21 protein-coding genes and 1 riboswitch are annotated in these 22761 nt (G+C 71.9%); of the genes, 17 read left to right on the top strand and 4 right to left on the bottom strand.

The window, feature by feature from the left end:
- Positions 1-4 precede the first annotated feature (4 nt).
- The 15 genes from ACF06X_RS07935 to ACF06X_RS07865 all read left to right on the top strand — a co-directional run bounded on the left by ACF06X_RS07935 (position 5) and on the right by ACF06X_RS07865 (position 16394).
- Positions 5-877, top strand: a complete 873-nt coding sequence (locus ACF06X_RS07935; protein ID WP_392286883.1) for a glycosyltransferase family 2 protein — start codon at positions 5-7, stop codon at positions 875-877.
- Between the two features lie 50 nt (positions 878-927).
- Entirely contained in the window at positions 928-1857 is a 930-nt protein-coding gene (locus ACF06X_RS07930; RefSeq protein ID WP_392286352.1) for an ABC transporter permease, read from the top strand.
- A complete protein-coding gene (locus ACF06X_RS07925; RefSeq protein ID WP_392286351.1) occupies positions 1850-2635 on the top strand; it encodes an ABC transporter ATP-binding protein in 786 nt (261 codons plus the stop codon). Before ACF06X_RS07930 ends, ACF06X_RS07925 begins: the two co-directional genes overlap by 8 nt.
- Positions 2636-2765: 130 nt before the next feature.
- Entirely contained in the window at positions 2766-3419 is a 654-nt protein-coding gene (locus ACF06X_RS07920) for a TetR/AcrR family transcriptional regulator (protein ID WP_392286350.1), read from the top strand.
- Positions 3420-3752: 333 nt separating this feature from the next.
- Positions 3753-4664 (top strand): squalene synthase HpnC, encoded by a 912-nt coding sequence (hpnC, locus tag ACF06X_RS07915; protein WP_392286349.1) that lies wholly within the window; start codon positions 3753-3755, stop codon positions 4662-4664.
- Entirely contained in the window at positions 4661-5611 is a 951-nt protein-coding gene (gene hpnD / locus ACF06X_RS07910; protein ID WP_392286348.1) for a presqualene diphosphate synthase HpnD, read from the top strand. The genes hpnC and hpnD overlap by 4 nt, the downstream gene beginning before the upstream one ends.
- A 97-nt stretch (positions 5612-5708) precedes the next feature.
- Positions 5709-7145: a hydroxysqualene dehydroxylase HpnE gene (gene hpnE, locus ACF06X_RS07905; RefSeq protein ID WP_392286882.1), complete on the top strand. Its 1437-nt coding sequence runs from the start codon at positions 5709-5711 to the stop codon at positions 7143-7145.
- Positions 7142-8242 (top strand): polyprenyl synthetase family protein, encoded by a 1101-nt coding sequence (locus ACF06X_RS07900; protein ID WP_392286347.1) that lies wholly within the window; start codon positions 7142-7144, stop codon positions 8240-8242. Before hpnE ends, ACF06X_RS07900 begins: the two co-directional genes overlap by 4 nt.
- 108 nt (positions 8243-8350) lie before the next feature.
- Positions 8351-10402 (top strand): squalene--hopene cyclase, encoded by a 2052-nt coding sequence (gene shc, locus ACF06X_RS07895; protein ID WP_392286346.1) that lies wholly within the window; start codon positions 8351-8353, stop codon positions 10400-10402.
- On the top strand, positions 10402-11058 hold the full coding sequence (locus ACF06X_RS07890; protein ID WP_392286345.1) for a 1-hydroxy-2-methyl-2-butenyl 4-diphosphate reductase: 657 nt from the start codon (positions 10402-10404) through the stop codon (positions 11056-11058). Before shc ends, ACF06X_RS07890 begins: the two co-directional genes overlap by 1 nt.
- A 7-nt stretch (positions 11059-11065) precedes the next feature.
- Positions 11066-12088, top strand: coding sequence for an adenosyl-hopene transferase HpnH (gene hpnH / locus ACF06X_RS07885; protein WP_392286344.1), 1023 nt, complete (start codon positions 11066-11068; stop codon positions 12086-12088).
- 129 nt (positions 12089-12217) lie between these two features.
- Complete coding sequence (gene dxs / locus ACF06X_RS07880; RefSeq protein ID WP_392286343.1) at positions 12218-14137, top strand: 1-deoxy-D-xylulose-5-phosphate synthase; 1920 nt, start codon at positions 12218-12220, stop codon at positions 14135-14137.
- Positions 14134-15519, top strand: a complete 1386-nt coding sequence (locus ACF06X_RS07875; protein WP_392286342.1) for an aspartate aminotransferase family protein — start codon at positions 14134-14136, stop codon at positions 15517-15519. The genes dxs and ACF06X_RS07875 overlap by 4 nt, the downstream gene beginning before the upstream one ends.
- 75 nt (positions 15520-15594) lie before the next feature.
- Complete coding sequence (locus ACF06X_RS07870; RefSeq protein ID WP_392286341.1) at positions 15595-16218, top strand: helix-turn-helix domain-containing protein; 624 nt, start codon at positions 15595-15597, stop codon at positions 16216-16218.
- A gap of 20 nt (positions 16219-16238) precedes the next feature.
- Entirely contained in the window at positions 16239-16394 is a 156-nt protein-coding gene (locus tag ACF06X_RS07865; RefSeq protein ID WP_392286340.1) for a DUF6126 family protein, read from the top strand.
- An 18-nt stretch (positions 16395-16412) separates the two neighbouring features.
- Here ACF06X_RS07865 and ACF06X_RS07860 read toward each other — a convergent pair whose 3' ends face one another.
- Positions 16413-17225: a tyrosine-protein phosphatase gene (locus ACF06X_RS07860; RefSeq protein WP_392286339.1), complete on the bottom strand. Its 813-nt coding sequence runs from the start codon at positions 17223-17225 to the stop codon at positions 16413-16415.
- A gap of 360 nt (positions 17226-17585) precedes the next feature.
- A riboswitch (cyclic di-AMP (ydaO/yuaA leader) is annotated at positions 17586-17775 on the top strand.
- A 4-nt stretch (positions 17776-17779) separates the two neighbouring features.
- On the opposite strand from ACF06X_RS07860, the gene ACF06X_RS07855 reads away from it, so the two are divergent.
- Entirely contained in the window at positions 17780-18754 is a 975-nt protein-coding gene (locus ACF06X_RS07855) for a peptidoglycan DD-metalloendopeptidase family protein (protein WP_392286338.1), read from the top strand.
- A gap of 149 nt (positions 18755-18903) precedes the next feature.
- Positions 18904-19698, top strand: coding sequence for an SGNH/GDSL hydrolase family protein (locus ACF06X_RS07850; RefSeq protein WP_392286337.1), 795 nt, complete (start codon positions 18904-18906; stop codon positions 19696-19698).
- Here the strand turns inward: ACF06X_RS07850 and ACF06X_RS07845 are convergent.
- The 3 genes from ACF06X_RS07845 to ACF06X_RS07835 are packed head-to-tail and all read right to left on the bottom strand — an operon-like array spanning position 19685 to position 22750.
- On the bottom strand, positions 19685-20584 hold the full coding sequence (locus tag ACF06X_RS07845) for an STM4011 family radical SAM protein (protein ID WP_392286336.1): 900 nt from the start codon (positions 20582-20584) through the stop codon (positions 19685-19687). The genes ACF06X_RS07850 and ACF06X_RS07845 overlap by 14 nt on opposite strands.
- Positions 20585-20594: 10 nt before the next feature.
- Positions 20595-21932 carry an STM4012 family radical SAM protein gene (locus tag ACF06X_RS07840; RefSeq protein ID WP_392286335.1) on the bottom strand — a complete coding sequence of 446 codons (1338 nt, stop codon included), beginning with the start codon at positions 21930-21932 and terminating at the stop codon, positions 20595-20597.
- Entirely contained in the window at positions 21929-22750 is an 822-nt protein-coding gene (locus ACF06X_RS07835; protein ID WP_392286881.1) for an STM4013/SEN3800 family hydrolase, read from the bottom strand. The genes ACF06X_RS07840 and ACF06X_RS07835 overlap by 4 nt, the downstream gene beginning before the upstream one ends.
- Positions 22751-22761: the final 11 nt, after the last annotated feature.

Here is a 22761-nt window from a genome sequence, read left to right as displayed (position 1 = left end):
GCCGATGAAGCTGGGCGCCGTCATCATCACCATGGGCAACCGGCCCGACGACCTGCGTGCGCTCCTCGACTCGGTCGCCAAGCAGGACGGCGATCCGATCGAGGTCGTGGTGGTCGGCAACGGCGCCCCCGTGACGGGGGTGCCGGACGGCGTGCGCACCATCGACCTGCCCGAGAACCTGGGCATCCCCGGCGGCCGCAACGTCGGCATCGAGGCCTTCGGCCCCGGCGGCACCGATGTGGACGTCCTGCTCTTCCTGGACGACGACGGTCTGCTCGCCAACACGGACACCGCCGAGCTGGTCCGGCAGGCCTTCACCGCCGACCCGAGGCTGGGCATCATCAGCTTCCGGATCGCGGACCCGGAGACCGGTCTCACCCAGCGCAGGCACGTGCCGCGGCTGCGCGCCGCGGACCCGATGCGCTCCTCCCGGGTGACCACCTTCCTCGGCGGCGCCAACGCCGTCCGTACGAAGGTGTTCGCCGAAGTCGGCGGCCTGCCCGACGAGTTCTTCTACGCTCATGAGGAGACCGATCTCGCCTGGCGGGCGCTCGACGCCGACTGGATGATCGACTACCGTTCCGACATGGTGCTGCTCCACCCCACCACTCCTCCCTCCCGGCACGCGACGTACCACTACAACGTGGCCCGCAACCGGGTGTGGCTGGCCCGGCGCAATCTGCCCGCACCTCTGGTCCCGGTCTATCTCGGCGTCTGGCTGCTGCTCACGCTGGCGCGGCGGCCCTCCGTCCCCGCCCTCAAGGCATGGGCCGGCGGCTTCCGGGAAGGCTGGACCGCTCCCTGCGGACCGCGCCGGCCGATGAAATGGCGTACGGTGTGGCGGCTGACCCGACTGGGACGCCCGCCGGTCGTCTGACACCGTGGTACCCGACTTGCCGCGCATCTTGGATACGAAAGTTTCGACTTGTGAGTGACACAACCCACGACGGTGCGGTCGCGACGAGCGCCCCGCCGTCCGTCGACGACGGCCTGACCCCGGCCGAGCTGGCCGCCAAGTACGGTCTGTCGGTCAGCGGCGCCCGGCCCGGGTTCTTCGAGTACATCCGCCAGCTGTGGGGCCGACGCCACTTCATCCTCGCCTTCTCCCAGGCGAAGCTGACGGCGCAGTACAGCCAGGCCAAGCTCGGCCAGCTCTGGCAGGTGGCGACCCCCCTGCTGAACGCGCTGGTCTACTACCTGATCTTCGGGCTGATCCTCAACGCCGACCAGGGCATGTCGACCGCGGTCTACATCCCCTTCCTGGTGACCGGGATCTTCGTCTTCACCTTCACCCAGAGCTCGGTGATGGCGGGCGTGCGGGCGATCTCCGGCAACCTCGGCCTGGTCAGAGCGCTGCACTTCCCGCGCGCCACGCTGCCCATCTCGTTCGCGCTCCAGCAGCTCCAGCAGCTGCTGTTCTCCATGATCGTGCTCGCCGCCGTCGCGATCGCCTTCGGCAGCTATCCGTCGCTGAGCTGGCTGCTGCTGGTGCCGGCGCTGTTCCTGCAGTTCGTGTTCAACGTCGGACTCGCGATGATCATGGCGAGGATGGGCGCCAAGACGCCCGACCTCGCCCAGCTGATGCCGTTCGTCATGCGCACGTGGATGTACGCGTCCGGTGTGATGTTCTCCATCCCGGTGATGCTCGCCGACAAGCCGGCCTGGATCGCCGACACGCTCATGTACAACCCGGCGGCCCTCTACATGGACCTGATCCGGTTCGCCCTCATCGACGGCTACAGCTCGCAGAACCTGCCCGATCACGTCTGGATGGCCGCGCTGGGCTGGGCCCTGGCCATCGGCCTCGGGGGCTTCGTCTACTTCTGGAAGGCCGAGGAAAGGTACGGCCGTGGCTGACACGACTCAGGAACGCGTTCCCACCGTCATCGCCGACGAGGTCCACATCGTCTACCGGGTCAACACCGGCGGCGGCGGCAAGGGCAGCGCCACCGCGGCGCTCAGCCGGATCCTCGGTCGCGGCAAGGCCGAGGTCACCCGCGGCGTCCGCAAGGTCCACGCCGTACGCGGTGTCTCCTTCACCGCCTACCGCGGCGAGGCCATCGGCCTCATCGGCTCCAACGGCTCCGGCAAGTCGACGCTGCTGCGCGCCATCGCGGGACTGCTCCCCACCGAGAGCGGCAAGGTCTACACCGACGGCCAGCCCTCGCTCCTCGGCGTCAACGCGGCGCTGATGAACGACCTCACCGGTGAGCGCAACGTGATCCTCGGCGGACTCGCCATGGGCATGAGCAAGGAGGAGATCCGCGAGCGCTACGACGGGATCGTCGACTTCTCCGGCATCAACGAGAAGGGCGACTTCATCAGCCTGCCCATGCGCACCTACTCGTCCGGCATGGGCGCCCGGCTCCGCTTCGCCATCGCGGCCGCCAAGAACCACGACGTCCTCATGATCGACGAGGCGCTGGCGACCGGTGACCGCAGGTTCCAGATCCGCTCCGAGGAGCGCATCCGCGAGCTCCGCAAGGAGGCCGGCACGGTCTTCCTGGTCAGTCACAGCAACAAGTCGATCAGGGACACCTGCGACCGCGTGCTGTGGCTGGAGAAGGGCGAACTCGTGATGGACGGGCCGACCGACGAGGTCCTGAAGGCGTACGAGAAGGACACCGCGAAGTAGCCCCCGCCCACCGCCTGCCACGACGGCCCCCGCCACCCGGCGGGGGCCGTTCGGTGTCGTGGGGGGCCCGCCCGCGCGTCGCGCCCCCGGCTGGAATGTTCATGCGGTCAACATCGGGCAGGATGAGCCCATGGCAGCGATCTCGGGGGGAAAGTCCTACCACCACGGCGACCTGCGCAACGCGCTGATCTGCGCCGCCGTCGACCTCGCCGGTGAAGGCGGCCCCGAACGGGTCGTCCTGCGCGAGGCGGCCCGCCGGGTCGGCGTCTCGCCCACCGCCGCCTACCGACACTTCGACGGCCGCGGCGCGCTGCTGAGGGCCGTCAAGATCCACGCCCAGCGGGCCCTGGCCGAGTCGATGGAGCGCGCCGCGGCCCGCGCGCCCGGCGCGGACGACCCCACCGTCGCCGCCGAGCTGCGGCTCGCCGCCCTCTGCCGTGGCTACGTCGGCTTCGCCCTGGAGCACCCGGGCCTCTACCGGGCCGCGTTCTGCACGCCCCGGCCGGCCTGCGGCGAGGAGTGGGCGCCGGCCGGGCGGGCCCCCGAGCCGGAGCCCGAGATCCGCGCGTTCGCCCTGCTCACGGAGGCGCTGAACGCCCTGGCCCGGGCCGGCCGCATCCCGCGCCCGGCGCGGCCCGCCGTGGAGGCCGCCGCGTGGTCGGCGGTGCACGGACTGTCGCTCCTGCTGCTCGACGGACCGCTGCGCCGCCTTCCGGAGCAGCGCCGGGCGGACGTCGTCGAGTCGACCCTCGCCATGGTCGTCTCCGGAGCACGCGCCGACTGAGGGCCGGGGGCGGCCGAACTGCCGCCAGGTGAGGGAAGGTTGGCCCGCCGGGTGAGGTTTTCGCCGGATGCCCGACACCCCGACGCGGCACCGGGCGTTGTACAACGTAAGCTGTAGCGGTGCTGATTCGTGGCAAGTGGGGCGATACCCCCTAGCATCCCGGCCGTCGGGCGGTGATCCCCCCCGGGGAGCCCCATCCCTCCAGGGCGGCCCGGTGGCGTGTCCGAAATAGGATGGATTGGATCGGCAGTGTAGAACAGGAGATGTGACGGCCATGACGCGAAATCTCCAGCTCCACGAGGGTGTCGCCGTCCCCGCGTCGGGCAGACCCCAGTGACGCGATCCCGGCAGGTGCGCCCCGACGCCTCCTCGCGCACCACGCTCGACAAGGCCACGGACGAGAACTTCCCCGTGGCCCCCTTCTTCCTGCCGCGCGCCTGGCGCGACGACCTCATGGCTGTCTACGGCTACGCCCGCCTCGTCGACGACATCGGCGACGGCGACCTGGCCCCCGGCGGCGCCGACGCCCGCCACCTCGGCGTCGCCCCCGAGCGGGCGGAGGACCGCCTGGCGATGCTGGACGCCTTCGAGGCCGACCTCGCGCGGGTCTTCGACGGAGCACCCCGCCACCCGCTCCTGCGGGCCCTCCAGCCGACCGTACGGCGGTGCGGGCTCACCCCTGAGCCCTTCGTCGGCCTGATCGAGGCCAACCGCCAGGACCAGCTGGTCCGCCGCTACGAGACGTACGACGACCTCGTCGCATACTGCGAACTCTCCGCGAACCCCGTCGGCCGTCTCGTCCTCGCGATCACCGGCACCACCACCCCGGAGCGCGTCCGCCGCTCGGACGCCGTCTGCACCGCGCTGCAGATCGTCGAGCACCTCCAGGACGTCGCCGAGGACCTCGGCCGGGACCGGATCTACCTGCCCGCCGAGGACATGAAGCGCTTCCACGTCACCGAGGACGACCTCGCCCGGCCCACCGCCGGCGCCTCGGTGCGTGCCCTCATCGCCTTCGAGGTCTCACGCGCCCGCGCACTGCTCCACGACGGCACGCCGCTGGTGGGCAGCGTCCACGGCAGGCTGCGCCTGCTGCTCGCCGGATTCACCGCCGGCGGGCTCGCCGCGCTCGACGCGATCGCCGCCGCCGGTTTCGACGTCCTGCCGAACCCGCCCAAGCCCACCAAGCCGAGTCTGATGCGCCACGCGGGAACGGTCCTGCTCAGAGCGCGGAGAGAGGGGTGAGCCGGACCGTGGAGGGACAGACGGAGACGTCCGCGCCGGTACAGGCCGCGTACAGCTACTGCGAGGCCGTCACCGGACAGCAGGCTCGCAACTTCGCCTACGGCATCCGACTGCTGCCGACGGACAAGCGGCAGGCCATGTCGGCGCTGTACGCCTTCTCGCGGCGCGTCGACGACATCGGCGACGGCACCCTCGCCCCCGACGCGAAGCGGGACAGGCTCGAAGCCACCCGGGCGCTCCTGGAGCGGATCCGGAAGGGCGCCGTCGACGAGGACGACACCGACCCGGTCGCCGTGGCCCTCACCGACGCCGCCGACCGCTTCCCGATCCCCCTCGACGGCCTCGACGAGCTCATCGACGGCGTCCTCATGGACGTGCGCGGCGAGACGTACGAGACCTGGGACGACCTCAAGGTCTACTGCCGGTGCGTCGCAGGGGCCATCGGGCGCCTCTCGCTCGGCGTCTTCGGCACCCAGCCCGGCGCGCAGGGCGCGGAACGCGCCCCCGAGTACGCCGACACGCTGGGCCTGGCCCTGCAGCTCACCAACATCCTCCGGGACGTACGCGAGGACGCCGGGAACGGGCGCACCTACCTCCCCGCCGACGACCTGGCCAAGTTCGGCTGCGGCGACGGCTTCCGGGGCGCCACCCCGCCGGCCGGCGCCGACTTCGCCGGGCTCGTGCACTTCGAAGTCCGGCGGGCCCGCGCGCTGTTCGCCGAGGGCTACCGCCTGCTGCCCATGCTCGACCGGCGCAGCGGCGCCTGCGTCGCCGCCATGGCCGGCATCTACCGCCGCCTGCTGGACCGGATCGAACGCGACCCCGAGGCGGTGCTGCGCGGCCGCGTCTCGCTGCCCGGCCACGAGAAGGCGTACGTCGCCGTCCGCGGCCTCTCCGGGCTCGACACCCGCCACATCTCCCGACGGACCGTCAGGAGGCGCGCGTGAAGCGCCCGTACGAGACCCCCGGCCGGGCAACCCGACGCGGCGTGTCGGCGTCCCCGACCACGACGACCCGAGGGGAGACCGCGTGACCCCGGACGACATGACCACCCCCGCACCCGCCGCCGCCCCGGGCGGCACCGGCGGGCCCGGTGGCGACGGCGGCGGTCGGCAGCCGCATGCCGTCGTTGTCGGTGGCGGGCTCGCCGGGATCACCGCCGCGTTGCGGCTGGCCGAGGCCGGGGCGCGGGTCACGCTTCTCGAAGGGCGGCCGAGGCTCGGCGGGCTGGCGTTCTCGTTCCGGCGCGGCGACCTCACCGTCGACAACGGGCAGCACGTCTATCTGCGCTGCTGCACGGCGTACCGCTGGTTCCTCGACCGCGTCGAGGGCGCCCACCTGGCGCCCCTCCAGCCGCGCCTGGACGTCCCCGTCCTCGACGTGGCCCACCCGCGCGGCCCGCGCCTCGGACGGCTGCGCCGCAGCGCCCTGCCCGTACCGCTCCACCTCGCCGGGAGCCTCGCCACCTACCCGCACCTCTCCCTCGCCGAGCGGGCGAGCGTCGGGCGCGCCGCGCTCGCGCTGAAGCGGCTCGACCCCGCCGACCCGGCCCTCGACGGCATCGACTTCGCCACCTGGCTCGGCCGCCACGGCCAGTCACCCCGCGCCATCGAGGCCCTGTGGGACCTCGTCGGCGTCGCCACCCTCAACGCCACCGCCCCGCACGCCTCCATGGGCCTGGCCGCGATGGTCTTCAAGACCGGGCTCCTCTCCGAGCCCGGCGCGGCGGACATCGGCTGGGCGCACGTCCCGCTCGGCGACCTCCACGACACCCTGGCCCGCAAGGCCCTCGACTCCCTCGGGGTCCGCACCGCCCTGCGCACCAAGGCCGAGCGGATCTCCCGTACGCGGGACGGCCGCTGGAGCGTGGAGGTGCCCGGGGAGACGCTCGACGCCGACACCGTCGTCCTCGCCGTGCCGCAACGCGAGACCCACGACCTGCTGCCCGAGGGCGCCCTCGACGACCCCGACCGGCTCCTCGACATCGGCACCGCCCCCATCCTCAACCTGCACGTCGTCTACGACCGCAAGGTGCTCAGGCAGCCGTTCTTCACGGCCCTGGGCTCCCCGGTCCAGTGGGTCTTCGACCGCACCGACTCCTCGGGCCTCACGGGCGGCGGCCAGTACCTCGCCGTCTCCCAGTCCGCGGCCCAGGACGACATCGACGAACCCGTCGCCGTCCTGCGCGAGCGCTACCTCCCCGAGCTGGAGCGGCTGCTCCCGGCCGCCCGCGGCGCCGGGATCCGGGACTTCTTCGTCACCCGGGAGCGGACGGCCACGTTCGCCCCCACACCGGGCGTCGGCCGGCTCCGCCCCGGCGCCCGCACCCACGCCCCCGGTCTGTACCTGGCCGGCGCGTGGACCGCCACCGGCTGGCCCGCGACCATGGAGGGTGCCGTCCGCAGTGGCTTCAGCGCCGCGGGCGCCGCGCTCTCCGCCCTCGGCCGCCGCCATGAACATCCGCTGCAGGAGGCGGCATGAGTGTGAGTACTGGAACAAGAGGAGAGACCGTGCCGACTGTGCCCCCGGTGAATCCGGCCGTCGACACCGCGGACGTCACCGCTCTGCTGGAGCGCGGGCGGACCCTGTCCACCCCCGTCCTGCGAGCGGCCGTCGACCGGCTCGCACCGCCCATGGACACCGTGGCCGCCTACCACTTCGGGTGGATCGACGCGCAGGGCAACCCGGCCGACGGCGACGGCGGCAAGGCCGTCCGCCCCGCGCTCGCGCTGCTCTCCGCCGAGGCCGCCGGAGCCGCCCCCGAGGTCGGCGTCCCCGGCGCCGTCGCCGTGGAACTCGTCCACAACTTCTCGCTGCTGCACGACGACCTGATGGACGGCGACGAGCAGCGGCGCCACCGCGACACCGTCTGGAAGGTGCACGGCCCCGCCCAGGCCATCCTCGTCGGCGACGCCCTGTTCGCCCTCGCCAACGAGCTGCTGCTCGAACTCGGCACCGTCGAGGCCGGCCGCGCCACCCGCCGGCTCACCACCGCCACGCGCAAGCTCATCGACGGTCAGGCCCAGGACATCTCCTACGAGCACCGCGAGCGGGTCACCGTCGAGGAGTGCCTGGAGATGGAGGGCAACAAGACGGGCGCCCTGCTCGCCTGCGCCGTCTCGATCGGCGCCGTCCTCGGCGGCGCCGACGACCGCACGGCCGACAAGCTGGAGGAGTACGGCTACCACCTCGGCCTCGCCTTCCAGGCCGTCGACGACCTCCTCGGCATCTGGGGCGACCCCGAGTCCACCGGCAAGCGGACCTGGAGCGACCTGCGCCAGCGCAAGAAGTCCCTGCCGGTCGTCGCCGCCCTCGCCGCCGGCGGACCCGCCTCCGAGCGGCTCGGCGAACTGCTCGCCGCCGACGCCAAGAGCAGCGACCTCGACTCCTTCTCCGAGGAGGAGTTCGCCGCCCGCGCGGCCCTGATCGAGGAGGCCGGCGGCCGTGCGTGGACCTCCCAGGAGGCCCGCCGTCAGCACGCCGTCGCGATCGAGGCCCTGCACGAGGTGGACATGCCCGAGAGGGTCAGGGCGCAGCTGACCGCCCTGGCCGATTTCGTCGTCGTACGGAAGAGATGATCACCATCACTCTGATATGAGTTCGCAGTCGCCGGCCGGTGCCAACGGGCACCGGCCGACGGCAGACCCGAAGAAGCAGAAGTAGACCTACTGCACGAAGGGGAAGCCATGACAGCGACGACCGACGGAAGCGCCGGGGCCGTGGGCCCCCGGGCGGCCGCGGCCAGCTCCACCACCGACACCGCGCCCGTGACGGTCGGCCTGGAAGAGGCCGCCGACCGCGCCGCGCAACGCTCCGTCTCCGACACCGCGCCCGTGACGGTCGGCCTGGAAGAGGCCGCCGCCCGCGCCGCGCAACGCTCCGTCGACCATCTTCTCGGCCGCCAGGACGCCGAAGGCTGGTGGAAGGGCGACCTGGAGACCAACGTCACCATGGACGCCGAGGACCTGCTGCTGCGCCAGTTCCTCGGCATCCAGGACGACGCCACCACCCGCGCCGCCGCCCTCCACATCCGCGGCGAGCAGCGCGCGGACGGCACCTGGGCCACCTTCCACGGCGGGCCGGGCGAACTCTCCACCACCATCGAGGCGTACGTGGCGCTGCGCCTCGCCGGAGACCTTCCCGAAGACCCGCACATGGCCCGCGCCGCCGCCTGGATCCGCGAGCGCGGCGGAATCGCCTCCGCCCGGGTCTTCACCCGGATCTGGCTCGCCCTCTTCGGCTGGTGGAAGTGGGACAAACTCCCCGAACTGCCGCCCGAGCTGATCTTCCTGCCGAAGTGGTTCCCGCTCAACATCTACGACTTCGGCTGCTGGGCCCGGCAGACCATCGTGCCGCTCACGGTGGTCTCCGCCAAGCGGCCGGTGCGCCCCGCACCCTTCCCGCTGGACGAGCTGCACACCGACCCCTCCCGGCCCAATCCGGCCAAGCCCCTGGCGCCGCCCGCCAGTTGGGACGGGCTCTTCCAGCGACTCGACAAGGCGCTGCACCTCTACCACCGGGTCGCCCCGCGCCGGCTGCGTACCGCGGCCATGAACAGCGCCGCCCGCTGGATCGTCGAACGCCAGGAGAACGACGGCTGCTGGGGCGGCATCCAGCCCCCGGCCGTCTACTCGGTCATCGCCCTGCATCTGCTCGGCTACGACCTCAACCACCCCGTCATGCGCGCCGGACTCGAGTCCCTCGACCGGTTCGCCGTCTGGCGCGAGGACGGCTCACGGATGATCGAGGCCTGCCAGTCGCCGGTCTGGGACACCTGCCTCGCCACCATCGCCCTCGCCGACGCGGGTCTTCCGCCGGACCACCCGGCGCTCGTCAAGGCCGCCGACTGGATGCTCGGCGAGGAGATCGTCAGGCCCGGCGACTGGTCGGTACGCCGCCCCGGACTCCCGCCGGGCGGGTGGGCGTTCGAGTTCCACAACGACAACTACCCGGACATCGACGACACCGCCGAGGTCGTCCTCGCGCTGCGCCGGGTGAAGCACCACGACCCCGACCGGGTCGAGGGGGCGATCGCCCGCGGCGCCCGCTGGACGCTCGGGATGCAGTCGAGGAACGGGGCCTGGGGCGCCTTCGACGCCGACAACACCAGCCCCTTCCCCAACCGGCTGCCGTTCTGCGACTTCGGTGAGGTCATCGACCCGCCCTCGGCCGACGTCACCGCCCACGTGGTGGAGATGCTCGCCCACGAGGGCAAGGCCCACGACCCCCGTACCCGCAGGGGAATCGCGTGGCTGCTGGCCGAACAGGAGCCGAACGGCGCCTGGTTCGGCCGCTGGGGAGTCAACTACGTCTACGGGACCGGCTCGGTGGTCCCCGCCCTCACCGCCGCCGGGCTGCCCCGCTCCCACCCGGCGATCCGCCGCGCGGTCGCCTGGCTCGAATCCGTACAGAACGAGGACGGCGGCTGGGGCGAGGACCTGCGTTCCTACCGGGAGCAGGCCTGGATCGGCCACGGGGCCTCGACCGCCTCGCAGACCGCCTGGGCGCTCCTCGCCCTGCTGGCGGCCGGCGGGCGGCAGTCCAGGGCCGTGGAACGCGGCGTCGCCTGGCTCACCGAGACCCAGCTCCCGGACGGCTCCTGGGACGAGCCGTACTTCACCGGCACCGGATTCCCCTGGGACTTCTCCATCAACTACCACCTCTACCGGCAGGTGTTCCCGCTCACTGCGCTCGGCCGCTACGTGAACGGAGAGCCGAACCTCTCCAGGGAGGCCTGATGCGCCCAGGGCCGGAGGCCACCGGCGCCGAGGCGCCGCCGCTGCTGATCGCCTGCGCGCTCGGCATCGAGCAGCTCGCGCTGCGCAGCGGCGGCCGGGACGGGGCCTCCGGCCCGTTCACCGTGGTCCGCACCGGCATGGGCCCCGCCCAGGCCCGCCGGGCCGTGGCGCGGAGCCTCGGCCGGGAGCCCTGGCGGGACGCCGCCGTCATCGCCTCCGGCTTCTGCGCCGGTCTTGTCCCCGGGATGCACCCCGGGGACCTGATCGTGGCCGACGAGACCCGTGGCCCCGACGGCACCACCCCCTGCACCGGGACCGAGCTCCTGGTGAAGGCGGTGAGCCGGGCGGTGCCCGGGAAAACGGTCCACACCGGCCCGCTGACCGGCTCCGACCATGTCGTACGGGGCCACGAGCGGGCCGAGCTGAGGGCCACCGGAGCCATCGCGGTCGACATGGAGTCCGCGGCCACACTCCGTACCGCGCTGACCGCCGGGCCGCGCCCCGTTGCGGCCGTACGGGTGGTCGTGGACGCTCCAGAACACGAACTGGTCCGGATCGGCACGGTACGCGGTGGAATATCGGCTTTCCGTGTTCTTCGTGCCGTCCTTCCCGCATTCTTCGAATGGCACCGTTCTTTGCTGCTCCCCAGGAGGTGAGCGAGTTATGGCCATGCCGCTCCGTCAGTCCATCCGGGTCGGGACCTATCTCTTCGAACAGAAGCTCCGCAAGCGGGACAAGTTCCCGCTGATCGTCGAACTCGAGCCGCTGTTCGCCTGCAACCTCAAGTGCGAGGGCTGCGGAAAGATCCAGCACCCGGCGGGTGTGCTCAAGCAGCGCATGCCGGTCGCCCAGGCGGTCGGCGCGGTCCTGGAGTCCGGGGCGCCGATGGTCTCCATCGCGGGCGGCGAACCGCTGATGCACCCTCAGATCGACGAGATCGTGCGTCAGTTGGTGGCGAAGAGGAAATACGTCTTCCTCTGCACCAACGCCATGCTGCTGCGCAAGAAACTGGAGGACTTCACGCCCTCTCCGTACTTCGCGTTCGCGGTGCACATCGACGGGCTGCGCGAGCGGCACGACGAATCCGTCGCCAAGGAGGGGGTGTTCGACGAGGCGGTGGCGGCGATCAAGGAGGCCAAGCGGCGCGGCTTCCGGGTCACCACGAACTCGACCTTCTTCAACACCGACACCCCGCAGACCGTCATCGAGGTCCTCAACTACCTCAACGACGACCTCAAGGTCGACGAGATGATGATCTCCCCGGCGTACGCCTACGAGAAGGCCCCGGACCAGGAGCACTTCCTCGGCGTCGAACAGACCAGGGAGCTCTTCAAGAAGGCCTTCGCGGGCGGCAACCGCCGTCGCTGGCGGCTCAACCACTCGCCGCTCTTCCTGGACTTCCTGGAGGGCAAGGCCGACTTCCCGTGCACCGCGTGGGCGATCCCCAACTACTCCCTCTTCGGCTGGCAGCGACCCTGCTATCTGATGAGTGACGGCTACGTCCCCACGTACCGCGAGCTGATCGAGGAGACCGACTGGGACAAATACGGCCGGGGCAAGGACCCGCGCTGCGCCAACTGCATGGCGCACTGCGGCTACGAACCCACCGCCGTCCTCGCCACGATGGGCTCCCTCAAGGAGTCCCTCCGTGCGGTCCGCGAGACCGTGTCGGGGAACAACGGCTGAGTCCCGACGCCGGGGAGCCACGACGCGGTGGTGTCATGGCTCCCCGGCGCGGACCGCGGACGGCGGACCGTGTCCAGCGGACCGCGTCGACGCGCCGTGCACCTCGCACCGACCGAAAGGGGGCCGAGCATGACGATTCTGGAGAGCATCCGGGGGCCGCGCGACCTCCGGCCGCTGAGCGGCGCGGAGCTCGACGAACTGGCGGACGAGATCAGGGAGCTCCTGATCCAGGCGGTGGCCAGGACCGGCGGGCATCTGGGGCCCAACCTGGGCGTGGTGGAGCTGACCATCGCCCTGCACCGGGTCTTCGACTCGCCCGCCGACCGCGTCCTCTGGGACACCGGCCACCAGAGCTACGTCCACAAACTGCTCACCGGCCGTCAGGACTTCTCCAAGCTGCGCAGCAAGGGCGGTCTCTCCGGCTACCCCTCCCGCGAGGAATCCGTCCACGACGTCATCGAGAACTCGCACGCCTCCACGGTCCTCGGCTGGGCCGACGGCCTCGCCAAGGCCAACGAGGTGCTGAAGAAGGACGACCACGTCGTCGCCGTCATCGGCGACGGAGCCCTCACGGGCGGCATGGCCTGGGAGGCGCTGAACAACATCGCCGCCGCCAAGGACCGCCCGCTGGTCATCGTCGTCAACGACAACGAACGCTCCTACGCCCCCACGATCGGCGGCCTCGCGCACCACCTCGCGACCCTGCGTACCACCGACGGCTACGAACGCTTCCTCGCCTGGGGCAAGGACGTCCTCCAGCACACGCCCGTCGTCGGGAAGCCGCTCTACGGGTCGCTGCACGGCGCCAAGAAGGGGTTCAAGGACTTCATCGCGCCCCAGGGCATGTTCGAGGACCTCGGCCTGAAGTACGTCGGCCCCGTCGACGGCCACGACATCGGCGCCGTCGAGTCCGCGCTGCGCCGCGCCAAGCGCTTCCACGGCCCGGTCCTCGTCCACTGCCTCACCCAGAAGGGGCGCGGCTACCGGCCCGCCCTCGCGGACGAGGCCGACCGCTTCCACGCCGTCGGCGCCATGGACCCCCTCACCTGCGAGCCGATCGCCCCGGCCGCCGGCCCGTCCTGGACCTCCGTCTTCGGCGACGCGATCGCCGAGATCGGAGCCGAGCGTCCGGACGTCGTGGCGATCACCGCCGCCATGCTGCACCCGGTGGGTCTGACGAGGTTCGCCGAGCGCTTCCCCGACCGGGTCTGGGACGTCGGGATCGCCGAGCAGCACGCCGTCGTCTCCGCCGCCGGCCTCGCCGCCGGTGGGCTGCATCCCGTCGTCGCCGTCTACGCGACCTTCCTCAACCGCGCCTTCGACCAGCTGCTCATGGACGTGGCCCTGCACCGGTGCGGGGTGACCTTCGTCCTGGACCGCGCCGGTGTCACCGGCACCGACGGCGCCTCGCACAACGGCATGTGGGACATGTCGATCCTCCAGGTCGTCCCCGGGCTGCGGATCGCCGCTCCCCGCGACGCCGAACAGCTGCGGGCCCAGCTGCGCGAGGCCGTCGAGGTCGACGACGCCCCGACGCTCCTGCGCTTCCCCAAGGAGACCGTGGGCGCGTCGGTGCCGGCCGTCGGCCGCGTCGGCGGCATGGACGTCCTGCTGCGGCCCGAGCGGCCCGAGCGGCCCGAGGAGGCGGGTCTGCGCGGTGCGGAGGCCGACGTGCTGTTCGTCGCCGTCGGTGTGATGGCGGAGGCCTGCCTGCGCGCCGCCGACCTGCTGGCCGGACGCGGCCTGAGCTGCACCGTCGTCGACCCCCGCTGGGTCAAGCCGGTCGACCCGGCCCTCGCCCCGCTCGCCTCGCGCCACCGCCTCGTCGCCGTCGTCGAGGACGGCGTCCGCACGGGCGGTGTCGGGGCGGCGGTGGACCAGGCCCTGCGGGACGCGGAGACCGACGTACCCCTGACCACGTTCGGGATCCCCGAGCAGTTCCTGCCGCACGCGAAGCGCGGCGAGCTGCTCGCCGACCTCGGCCTCACCCCGGTGGAGATCGCCGGACGGATCAGCGCCGCCCTGGCGCGCAAGGAGAACGGGCAATGAGCAAGGAGTTCGACCTGGCGGCACTGCTCGCCGAACGCGGCGCCGAGCGCTACGAGCTGCACAGCCGGTATCTCAACCACCAGCTGCCGCGCATGCTCCACACGATCGGCTTCGACAAGGTCTACGAACGGGCCGAGGGCGCCCACTTCTGGGACGCCGACGGCGCCGACCACCTCGACATGCTCGCCGGCTTCGGGGTGATGGGCCTCGGCCGCCACCACCCCGTGGTCCGCAAGGCCCTCCACGACGTCCTGGACGCCTCGCTCGCCGACCTCACCCGGTTCGACTGCCAGCCCCTGCCCGGACTGCTCGCCGAGAAGCTGCTCTCCCACAGCCCGCACCTCGACCGGGTCTTCTTCGGCAACAGCGGTACGGAGGCGGTGGAGACCGCGCTGAAGTTCGCCCGGTACGCCACCGGGAAGCCGAGGGTCCTCTACTGCTCCCACGCCTTCCACGGGCTGACCACCGGGTCCCTGTCGGTCAACGGCGAGAAGGGGTTCAGGGACGGCTTCGCCCCCCTGCTCCCCGACACCGCGATCGCGCTCGGCGACCTCGACGCCCTGGAGCGGGAACTGCGCAAGGGGGACGTGGCCGCCTTCGTCGTCGAGCCCATCCAGGGCAAGGGCGTGCACGAGGCCCCGCCCGGCTTCCTGCGCGCGGCCCAGTCCCTGCTGCACGCGCGCGGGGCGCTGCTGATCGCCGACGAGGTGCAGACGGGTCTCGGCAGGACCGGCGACTTCTACGCGTACCAGCACGAGGACGGTGTGGAACCGGACCTGGTCTGTGTCGCCAAGGCGCTCTCCGGCGGCTATGTGCCCGTCGGGGCGACGCTCGGCAAGGACTGGATCTTCAAGAAGGTCTACTCCTCGATGGACAGGGTCCTCGTCCACTCGGCGAGCTTCGGCTCGAACGCGCAGGCCATGGCCGCCGGGCTCGCGGTGCTCTCGGTCATGGAGAACGAGGGCACGGTGGCGCACGTGCGCCGGGTGGGCGAGCTGCTCTCCTCGAAGCTCAAGGAGCTCGTACCGCGCTACGAGCTGCTGCACGAGATCCGCGGGCGCGGGCTGATGATCGGGATCGAGTTCGGGCGGCCGTCGTCGCTCGGGCTGCGCAGCCGGTGGACCATGCTCCAGGCCGCCCGCAAGGGTCTCTTCGCCCAGATGGTCGTGGTGCCCCTGCTCCAGCGCCACCGGATCCTGACCCAGGTGTCGGGCGACCACCTGGAGGTGATCAAACTGATTCCGCCGCTGATCATCGACGAGGCGGACGTGGACCGCTTCGTGACCGCGTTCACGGCCGTCATGGACGACGCCCACGCGGGTGGCGGTCTGATGTGGGACTTCGGAAAGACGCTGGTCAAGCAGGCGGTCGCACAGCGCTAGAGGGGCGGGTCGAGGCGGGTTTGCCTCTGAGGCAAGAAACTTGCCTGAGAGGAAAGATCCTGGCGGAATGGGGGCATGGAGACCCTCCCCGCACCCGATGCGCCGGGCGACGTGCCCGACGTGCCCGACGTCGCCCCGCGGCTGCGCGGGCTGCGCCGCCGCCGGGGGCTGACGCTGGAGGCCGCCGCGCAGCGGGCCGGTCTCTCGCCGGCCCACCTCTCCCGTCTGGAGACGGGGCGCCGGCAGCCCTCGCTGCCCATGCTGCTCGGTCTCGCCCGGATCTACGGTACGACGGTCTCCGAGCTCCTCGGCGAGGTCGCGCCCGAACGCGATCCGATCGTCCGGGCGAGCCGGTCCGAGCCCGTCGAGGCCGACGGCTGGCTCTACCGCCAGGCCGGCGGCCCCGGCCGCGCCCTGCAGGCGCTCCGGGTCCACGTGCCGTACGCCACCCCTGCCGACATCGTGCGCGTCCACCCGGGTGAGGAGTGGCTGCACGTCCTCGACGGCCGGGTGCGGCTCGCGCTCGGCGACGCGGTGCACGTCCTCGACCCGGGAGACAGCGCGCACTTCGACTCGCTCACCCCGCACCGGATCGGGGCCGCCACGCACGGCGGCGCCGAGCTGCTCTTCGTCCACACCCTGACGCAGAGCCCCGTCGCCGAGCTGTGCCTCGGCACCGGCACTCCTCGTCTCCGCTGAACCCGACCGAAAGGGCAGAGATGTCCGAAAAGCCAGTTCCGACCACCGGCGAGGAGCGCGGGGACGGGAAGTTCCCCAAGGGGCTGGTCCTCCGGCTCTTCGCCTACCTGGTGGCCGGCCACCTCTTCGCCGGCTTCCTCTACCTGCTCTTCATGCTCGGCGGCCAGAACCACTAGCGGGCCGGGCTGCGTGGGCTACGCCTCGGTGACGAGGCGCTCGCGCAGCCGCTCGCGCGTCGCGGGGGAGAGCTTCAGGCCGTCCGAGAGGTAGCTCTCGACCGTGCCCCAGTTCTGCTCGATCGTCTCGAACGCCGCCCGCAAGTACTCCAGGCGCGCGTCGAAGAGCGGGCTGAGCAGCTCCATCACCTCGGGCGACAGGGCGTCGGCGGCCGTGGAGCTGCGGCGCACCTTGTAGCGGCGGTGCGGGTCGTTCGACTTCACGTAGTCGGCCTCGATGGCCTCGCGCTCGACCCCCACCGCGAGCAGCGAGATGGCTATGGAGAGGCCCGCCCGGTCCTTGCCGGCCGCGCAGTGCATGAGGGCGGGGACGCTGTCCTCGGCCATCGCGTGCAGGACGCGGCTGTGCTCCGCCGTCCGCTCGGCAATCATCTTCCGGTATGAATCGGACATTCGGGCCGCCGCCTTGCCGTCGGCGAGCACCGAGCGGAGCTGCTCGATGTTGCCGGTGCTCACCAGCTTCCAGAACTCCTTGCCGTCGGCCGGGTCGTTGAGCGGTATGTTCACATTTCGTACACCCGGAAGCTCGACATCGGGCCCCTCGACCTTCCGGTCCGCCTGGTTGCGGAAGTCGAAGATGGTGTGCAGCCCCAGGCCGGCGAGGAACGCCGCGTCCTCCTCGGTGGCGTGCGCCAGGTGGCCGCTGCGGAAGAGCCGCCCGAACCGCACCGACCTGCCGTCCACGGTCGGCAGGCCGCCCACGTCCCGGAAGTTGCGTACCCCGCTCAGCTCGGGCTCGGTCGACGGGACCTGCGGCAGCTGCTGCGTCACGAGTGCTCCTGAGTGTTGTGAGGATGTTCGACGATACGAGATCGGTTCCTCGGGCAATCATCCCGGGTCGGCTTCCCTCGGCACACCCCTCGGGCGGGAATGAGCTGTCTGTCCGAATTGGGACATTAGAGATAACGCGCCCTGATTGCAGGGGAGATGGTCTCCGGCGCGTGAGCAGCGTCATAACTGTGACGGAACGTGCCTGATCGTCCCGGGCAATTCCCCTGCGCGAAAAGGAGATCCAGGTTCCGTCATCGACGGAGGGTGACCGGAATTCCGGGCGAATTCCAAGCCGGAGAATGCGAGACGAATCCGACGGCTTGTTCGCGCCGACCCCACTCGTCTACGGTCACCGTCAATCCGGTCGGACCGCCGAATCCTGCCACCGTCCGGAATCCGCACCCACCCCACGTACGGCAGGAGCGGGGGACCCAGGTAGTACGCCGTTCCGGTCGTTTCCGGACGGCTTGGGGTCAAGTCGCGTGAAAACGCGGCCGGACATCTCCAGTCCGCACCCGACAGCTCACCTCGTAGGCGACGGAGAGGAATTCGTCATGCCCGCAAAGGGTAAGCACCGCCGCCCGAAGGTCAACCCGCTCACTCGCGGATTCGTCGCCGCCGGTACCGGCGGCGCCGTCGTCGCCCTCCCGCTCCTCGGCGCCACCGGCGCCCACGCCGCGGAGAAGGCCGCTCCCGCCGTGACGCCCCAGCAGGCCGTCGCCGCCGTCGCCGCTCCGGCCAAGGCCCCGGCCGCGCCCGCCGCCAAGGCCAAGCCCACCACGTACTCCGTCGTCGCCGGCGACTACCTGTCCAAGATCGCCGCCGAGCACCACCTGGCCGGCGGCTGGAAGAAGCTCTACGCCGACAACCGCGAGGTCGTGGGCGAGAACCCGTCGCTGATCCTGCCGGGCATGAAGCTCACCCTCGGCGCCAAGTCGCCGGCCAAGGCGTCCGCGCCCAAGGCCGCCGCGCCGAAGGCCGCGCCGAAGGCGGCCCCCAAGGCCGCGCCCAAGACGGAGAAGTCCTCCTCCGGTTCGGCCGAGTCGCGCAGCTCGCGCTCCACCGAGCGCACCACGGTGGAGTCCGCCCCGGCGGCCCCGGCCGCCCCCGCGCAGGCCGCGTCCTCCGGCTGGGTCGCCCCGGTCTCCGGCGGCGTCTCCACGCCGTACCGCGCCTCCGGCTCCATGTGGTCCTCCGGCTACCACACCGGTGTCGACTTCATGGCCTCCTCCGGCACCTCCGTGAAGGCCGTCGGCCCGGGCACCGTCCACTCCGCCGGCTGGAGCGGCTCGTACGGCAACGAGGTCGTCATCCAGCACGCGGACGGCACGTACTCGCAGTACGCGCACCTCTCCTCCCTCTCCGTCTCCGCCGGCCAGAGCGTCAGCGGTGGCGACCAGATCGGCCTGTCCGGCTCGACCGGCAACTCCAGCGGTCCGCACCTGCACTTCGAAATGCGCACCGGGCCGAGCTACGGCTCCGACATCGACCCGCTGGCCTACCTGCGCCAGCACGGCGTCGGCGTCTGATCCACATACGCCAGAGAGGCCCGGCACCCGCGTGCCGGGCCTCGGCGTATTCCGGCTTTGGGCAATCTTGACCGGTGGCGTATCTCACCCGCCGTCAACCCCTCCTTACGGTCGCGTAGGTCACACCCGTAAGGGAAAGATGTGTTCCCGTGGCAGACGATTCGAGATCAAGAGACACGCACGTATTCGGGTCGTACGCGGCGATCGGTGACAGCTTCACCGAGGGCGTCGGAGACCCCGGGCCCGACGGGAGATACGTCGGCTGGGCGGATCGCTTCGCGGTCCTGCTGGCCGACCGACTGCCCGAGCCCGACGCGTTCCGTTACGCCAACCTGGCCGTACGCGGCCGCCTCCTGGACCAGATCGTGGCCGAGCAGGTGCCGAGGGCGAAGCAACTCGCCCCCGATCTGGTGTCCTTCTGCGCGGGCGGCAACGACATCATCCGCCCCGGCAGTGACCCCGACGACGTCGCCGAGCGCTTCGAGCGCGCCGTCGCCGAGCTGACGTCCGCCGTGGGCACGGTCATGGTGACGACCGGCTTCGACACCCGTGACGTTCCCGTCCTCCGGCACCTGCGCGGCAAGATCGCCACCTACACGGCCCACGTCCGCGCCATCGCCGACCGCTACGGCTGTCCGGTCCTGGACCTGTGGTCGCTCAAGTCCGTCCAGGACAGGCGGGCTTGGGACGCCGACCGGCTGCACCTGTCGCCCGAGGGCCACACCCGGGTCGCGCTGCGCGCCGCCCAGGTCCTCGGCATCGAGGTACCGGCCGACCCGGACCAGGCCTGGCCGCCGCTGCCGCCGCGCGGCCCGCTCGAGGTCCGCCGCGACGACATCCAGTGGGCCAGGGAGTACCTGGTGCCGTGGATCGGGCGGCGGCTGCGGGGTGAGAGCTCCGGCGACCACGTGGCGGCCAAGCGCCCGGACCTCATGCCCCTGTAGCGGCTCGGGCGGTGGTTCCCGTGGTGGTTCCGGCGGTGGGGGCGACCGCCGCCGGGATCCGTTCGAGCACCCCGCCCGCGAACACGTCGTACAGCGGCAGCGTCTCCAGGTGGACGTAGCCGATGTGGCAGTCGCAGACGGCCAGCGGGCAGGCGCGCGGGCCGAGCGCGGCGCGGTAGGAACCGTCGTAGAGATTGCCCAGCTCGACCCTGACGAAGTGGCAGCGCCGCACCGTCCCGTCGCCGTCCACCGAGATCACCGACTCGCCGGTCCGGCAGGGCAGACCGGCCGAGGGGTGCGGGTGGCGGCTGTACGGGAAGAGGGGGTCCAGGGCCGTCCAGCCCTCGGCCTCCTCGTCGGTGTACGTGTGCCCGTCCGCCGCGTTCACCCAGAGGTAGACCTGGGACGGGAGGTCGGCGCGGAGCCGCCGGGCGTGGTCGCGGTGCTCCGGCAGACCGACGATGCCGACGCTGAACCGCGTCCCCCGGCGGGCTAGCTCGCGGCACTTGGCGAGGAAGCGGTCGTAGGGCGTCTGCCCGGGGTGGTACGTGCACCAGAGGGCGAGGGTCTCGGGATCGGCCTCGGCCAGCCAGTCGGTGCGGCAGCTCAGATTGGTCTGGATCGCGACCCGTTCGATGTGCGGGAGGTGGGACAGCTCGCCGAGCGTCCGCCGGTACCAGGACCGGACGAGGCCCTCGCCCCACGGGGTGAAGAGGATCCTCAGCCGGTCGCCGGTCTGCCCGGCCGCCCAGGCGGCGAACCGTTCGAGCGCGGCCCGGTCGGCGCGCAACTGCTCGCGGCTGTCGCGGCGCTTGGCGAAGGGGCAGTAGGGACAGTCGTAGTCGCAGGAGGCGAGCGGGCCCCGGTAGAGGAGCGTCAGGTCCATGCGGGCGCCCCTACTTCGGCTCGTAGGCGGCCATCGCGGCCCGCACGGCGGGGGAGAACAGCGCGGGTCCGAGCGCGTCCGAGTGGGCGAGACCCTCGGGGGAGAGCCGCAGCAGCCCCTCCGGCGTCTCCCTGTCCAGCCAGCCGAGCGCCTCGAACCGGTCCAGTTCGGCGGGGAAGTCGGCGAAGGGCGTGGTCCCGAACCGCGTTTCGTACTCCCGTACGGACATGCCCCGGGCCTGCAGCAGCGACTGGAGCAGATGGCGACGCCGGGCCTCCTCCGCGTCCACCCAGCGGCCCACCTGCGCCCGGGCGAAGCCGGCCGTCTCCGTCCGCGTGTACGCGTCGATGATCGGGCGGATCTCCCGCATGTCGACGGCGTAGTCGAAGGAGTAGTGGAGCGAGGAGGTGTACGAACGGGCTCCGCAGCCCAGGCCGATCATGCCGTCGGTCTGGCAGGCGTAGTCCTCGGGGCCCTGCGGCGGGGCGTCGGCGCGGCGGAACATCCGCATCGACATCTGCTCGTATCCCCGCGCCCGGAGGTGGTCCCGGCCGCGCCGGTAGAGGCGCAGGCGCTGGGCGTCCCACGCGCGGTCGGCGGTGGGGGAGAGGCGGCCGAGGCCGGTGAGCGGGCGGATGTAGAGCGGATAGAGATAGAGCTCCTCGGGTCCCCAGGCCAGCGCCGCGTCGAGCGAACGGACCCAGCTCTCCTCGGTCTGGCCGTCGATGCCGTAGATGAGGTCGATGTTGAGGACGGGCACGCCGGTGTCCCGGATGCGGGAGAGCGCCGCCTCGACGTCCGCGCGGCGCTGCGGCCGGACGGCCGCGCGGGCCTCGGCCTCGACGAAGCTCTGCACCCCGATGCTGAGCCGGGTGGCCCCGCGCTCGGCCAGGACCGTGAGCCGGTCGGCGGTCGCCGTGGCGGGGGAGGTCTCGACGGAGAGCGGCACGGCCCGCAGGTCGGCCCCCATCCGCTTCTCCGCGATGTCGCAGAGCCGCTCCAGCTCGGCGGCGGTCAGATACGTGGGCGTGCCGCCGCCGAAGGCGGCCGTGGCGAAGCGGACGGGCGCACGGTCGCCGAGCGCGTCCCGGACCATCGACGCCTGCCGGTCGAGGGCGTCGAGGTAGCGGGTGGTGAGCTCGTCCGGGGCGCCGATCCGGGTGAAGAGGTTGCAGAAGCCGCAGCGGACCTCGCAGAACGGTATGTGCGCGTAGAGGGAGAGCGCGTCCTTCGGCTCGTCCGCCCACAGCTCCGCGAGCGACGGCGCGGGGTGGGCGAGCGGCCGGTACGCCGTCTTGTGCGGGTAGGCGTAGACATAGCTCTCGTAGGGGCGCGGGGCCTCGGTCATGCGACCACCTCCCGCTCCGGGCCGTTCAGGAGGAAGTGGGCGTACGGGACGGTCCACACGACCTCGTGGCCGAGCCGGTGGCCGGTGAAGCCGTCCTCCCCGTACGCCGTGCCGTGGTCGGAGCAGACGATCGCGAAGCAGCTCCGGCGGCTGCTCATGGCGGCGAAGAGCCGGCCGATGTACCGGTCGACGTATTCCAGCGCCGCCGCGTGCGAGGCGCGGGTGTCCCCCGACTCGCGGGTCGCCCCGGGCAGATGGAACCAGTTCGGCTGGTGCAGCGCGGAGACGTTGACGAAGAGGAAGAGGCGCCGCTCGGGCGGGAGCGCGGCGACGATCTCCTCGGCGCGGGTCACCTGGGACTCGAAGGAGGTCGGGGAGGTGACGCCGAAATCCGGCTCCCAGTGGCTCTCCTGGAAGAGGCCGGGCAGCACGGAGCCGAGGGGACCCTGGCCGCTGAAGAAGCCGACGCCGCCGACGCAGGCCGTGTGGTAGCCCTCCTTCGCCAGCCCGGAGACCAGATCGGGGGTGTCGTGGACGAAGGTGCCGTCGGCGGTGCTCTCACTGCCCGCGAACCGCGCGGCGAAGAGGCGGGGGTGCGGGCCCTGGGCGTCCGGGGTCGGCAGGAACCCGGCGAAGATGGCCTGATGGGAGGCGTAGGTGAAGCTGCCGGGGGCGTGCCGGCGCTCCCAGCGCCCGTCGGGGAGGTGGCGGGCCAGGTTCGGGATGCGGCCGGTGGCCGCCAGCTCGGCGGCCACGTCGTACCGGAGGGTGTCGAGCGTGACCAGGAGCAGATCGTGGCTGCCCACGATCTCGTTCATGTCGGGTGCGG

Origin of the sequence: Streptomyces sp. NPDC015346 (assembly GCF_043078785.1) — a bacterium.
Taxonomy (GTDB): domain Bacteria; phylum Actinomycetota; class Actinomycetes; order Streptomycetales; family Streptomycetaceae; genus Streptomyces.
This window is presented reverse-complemented; position numbering and strand designations above follow the sequence as displayed.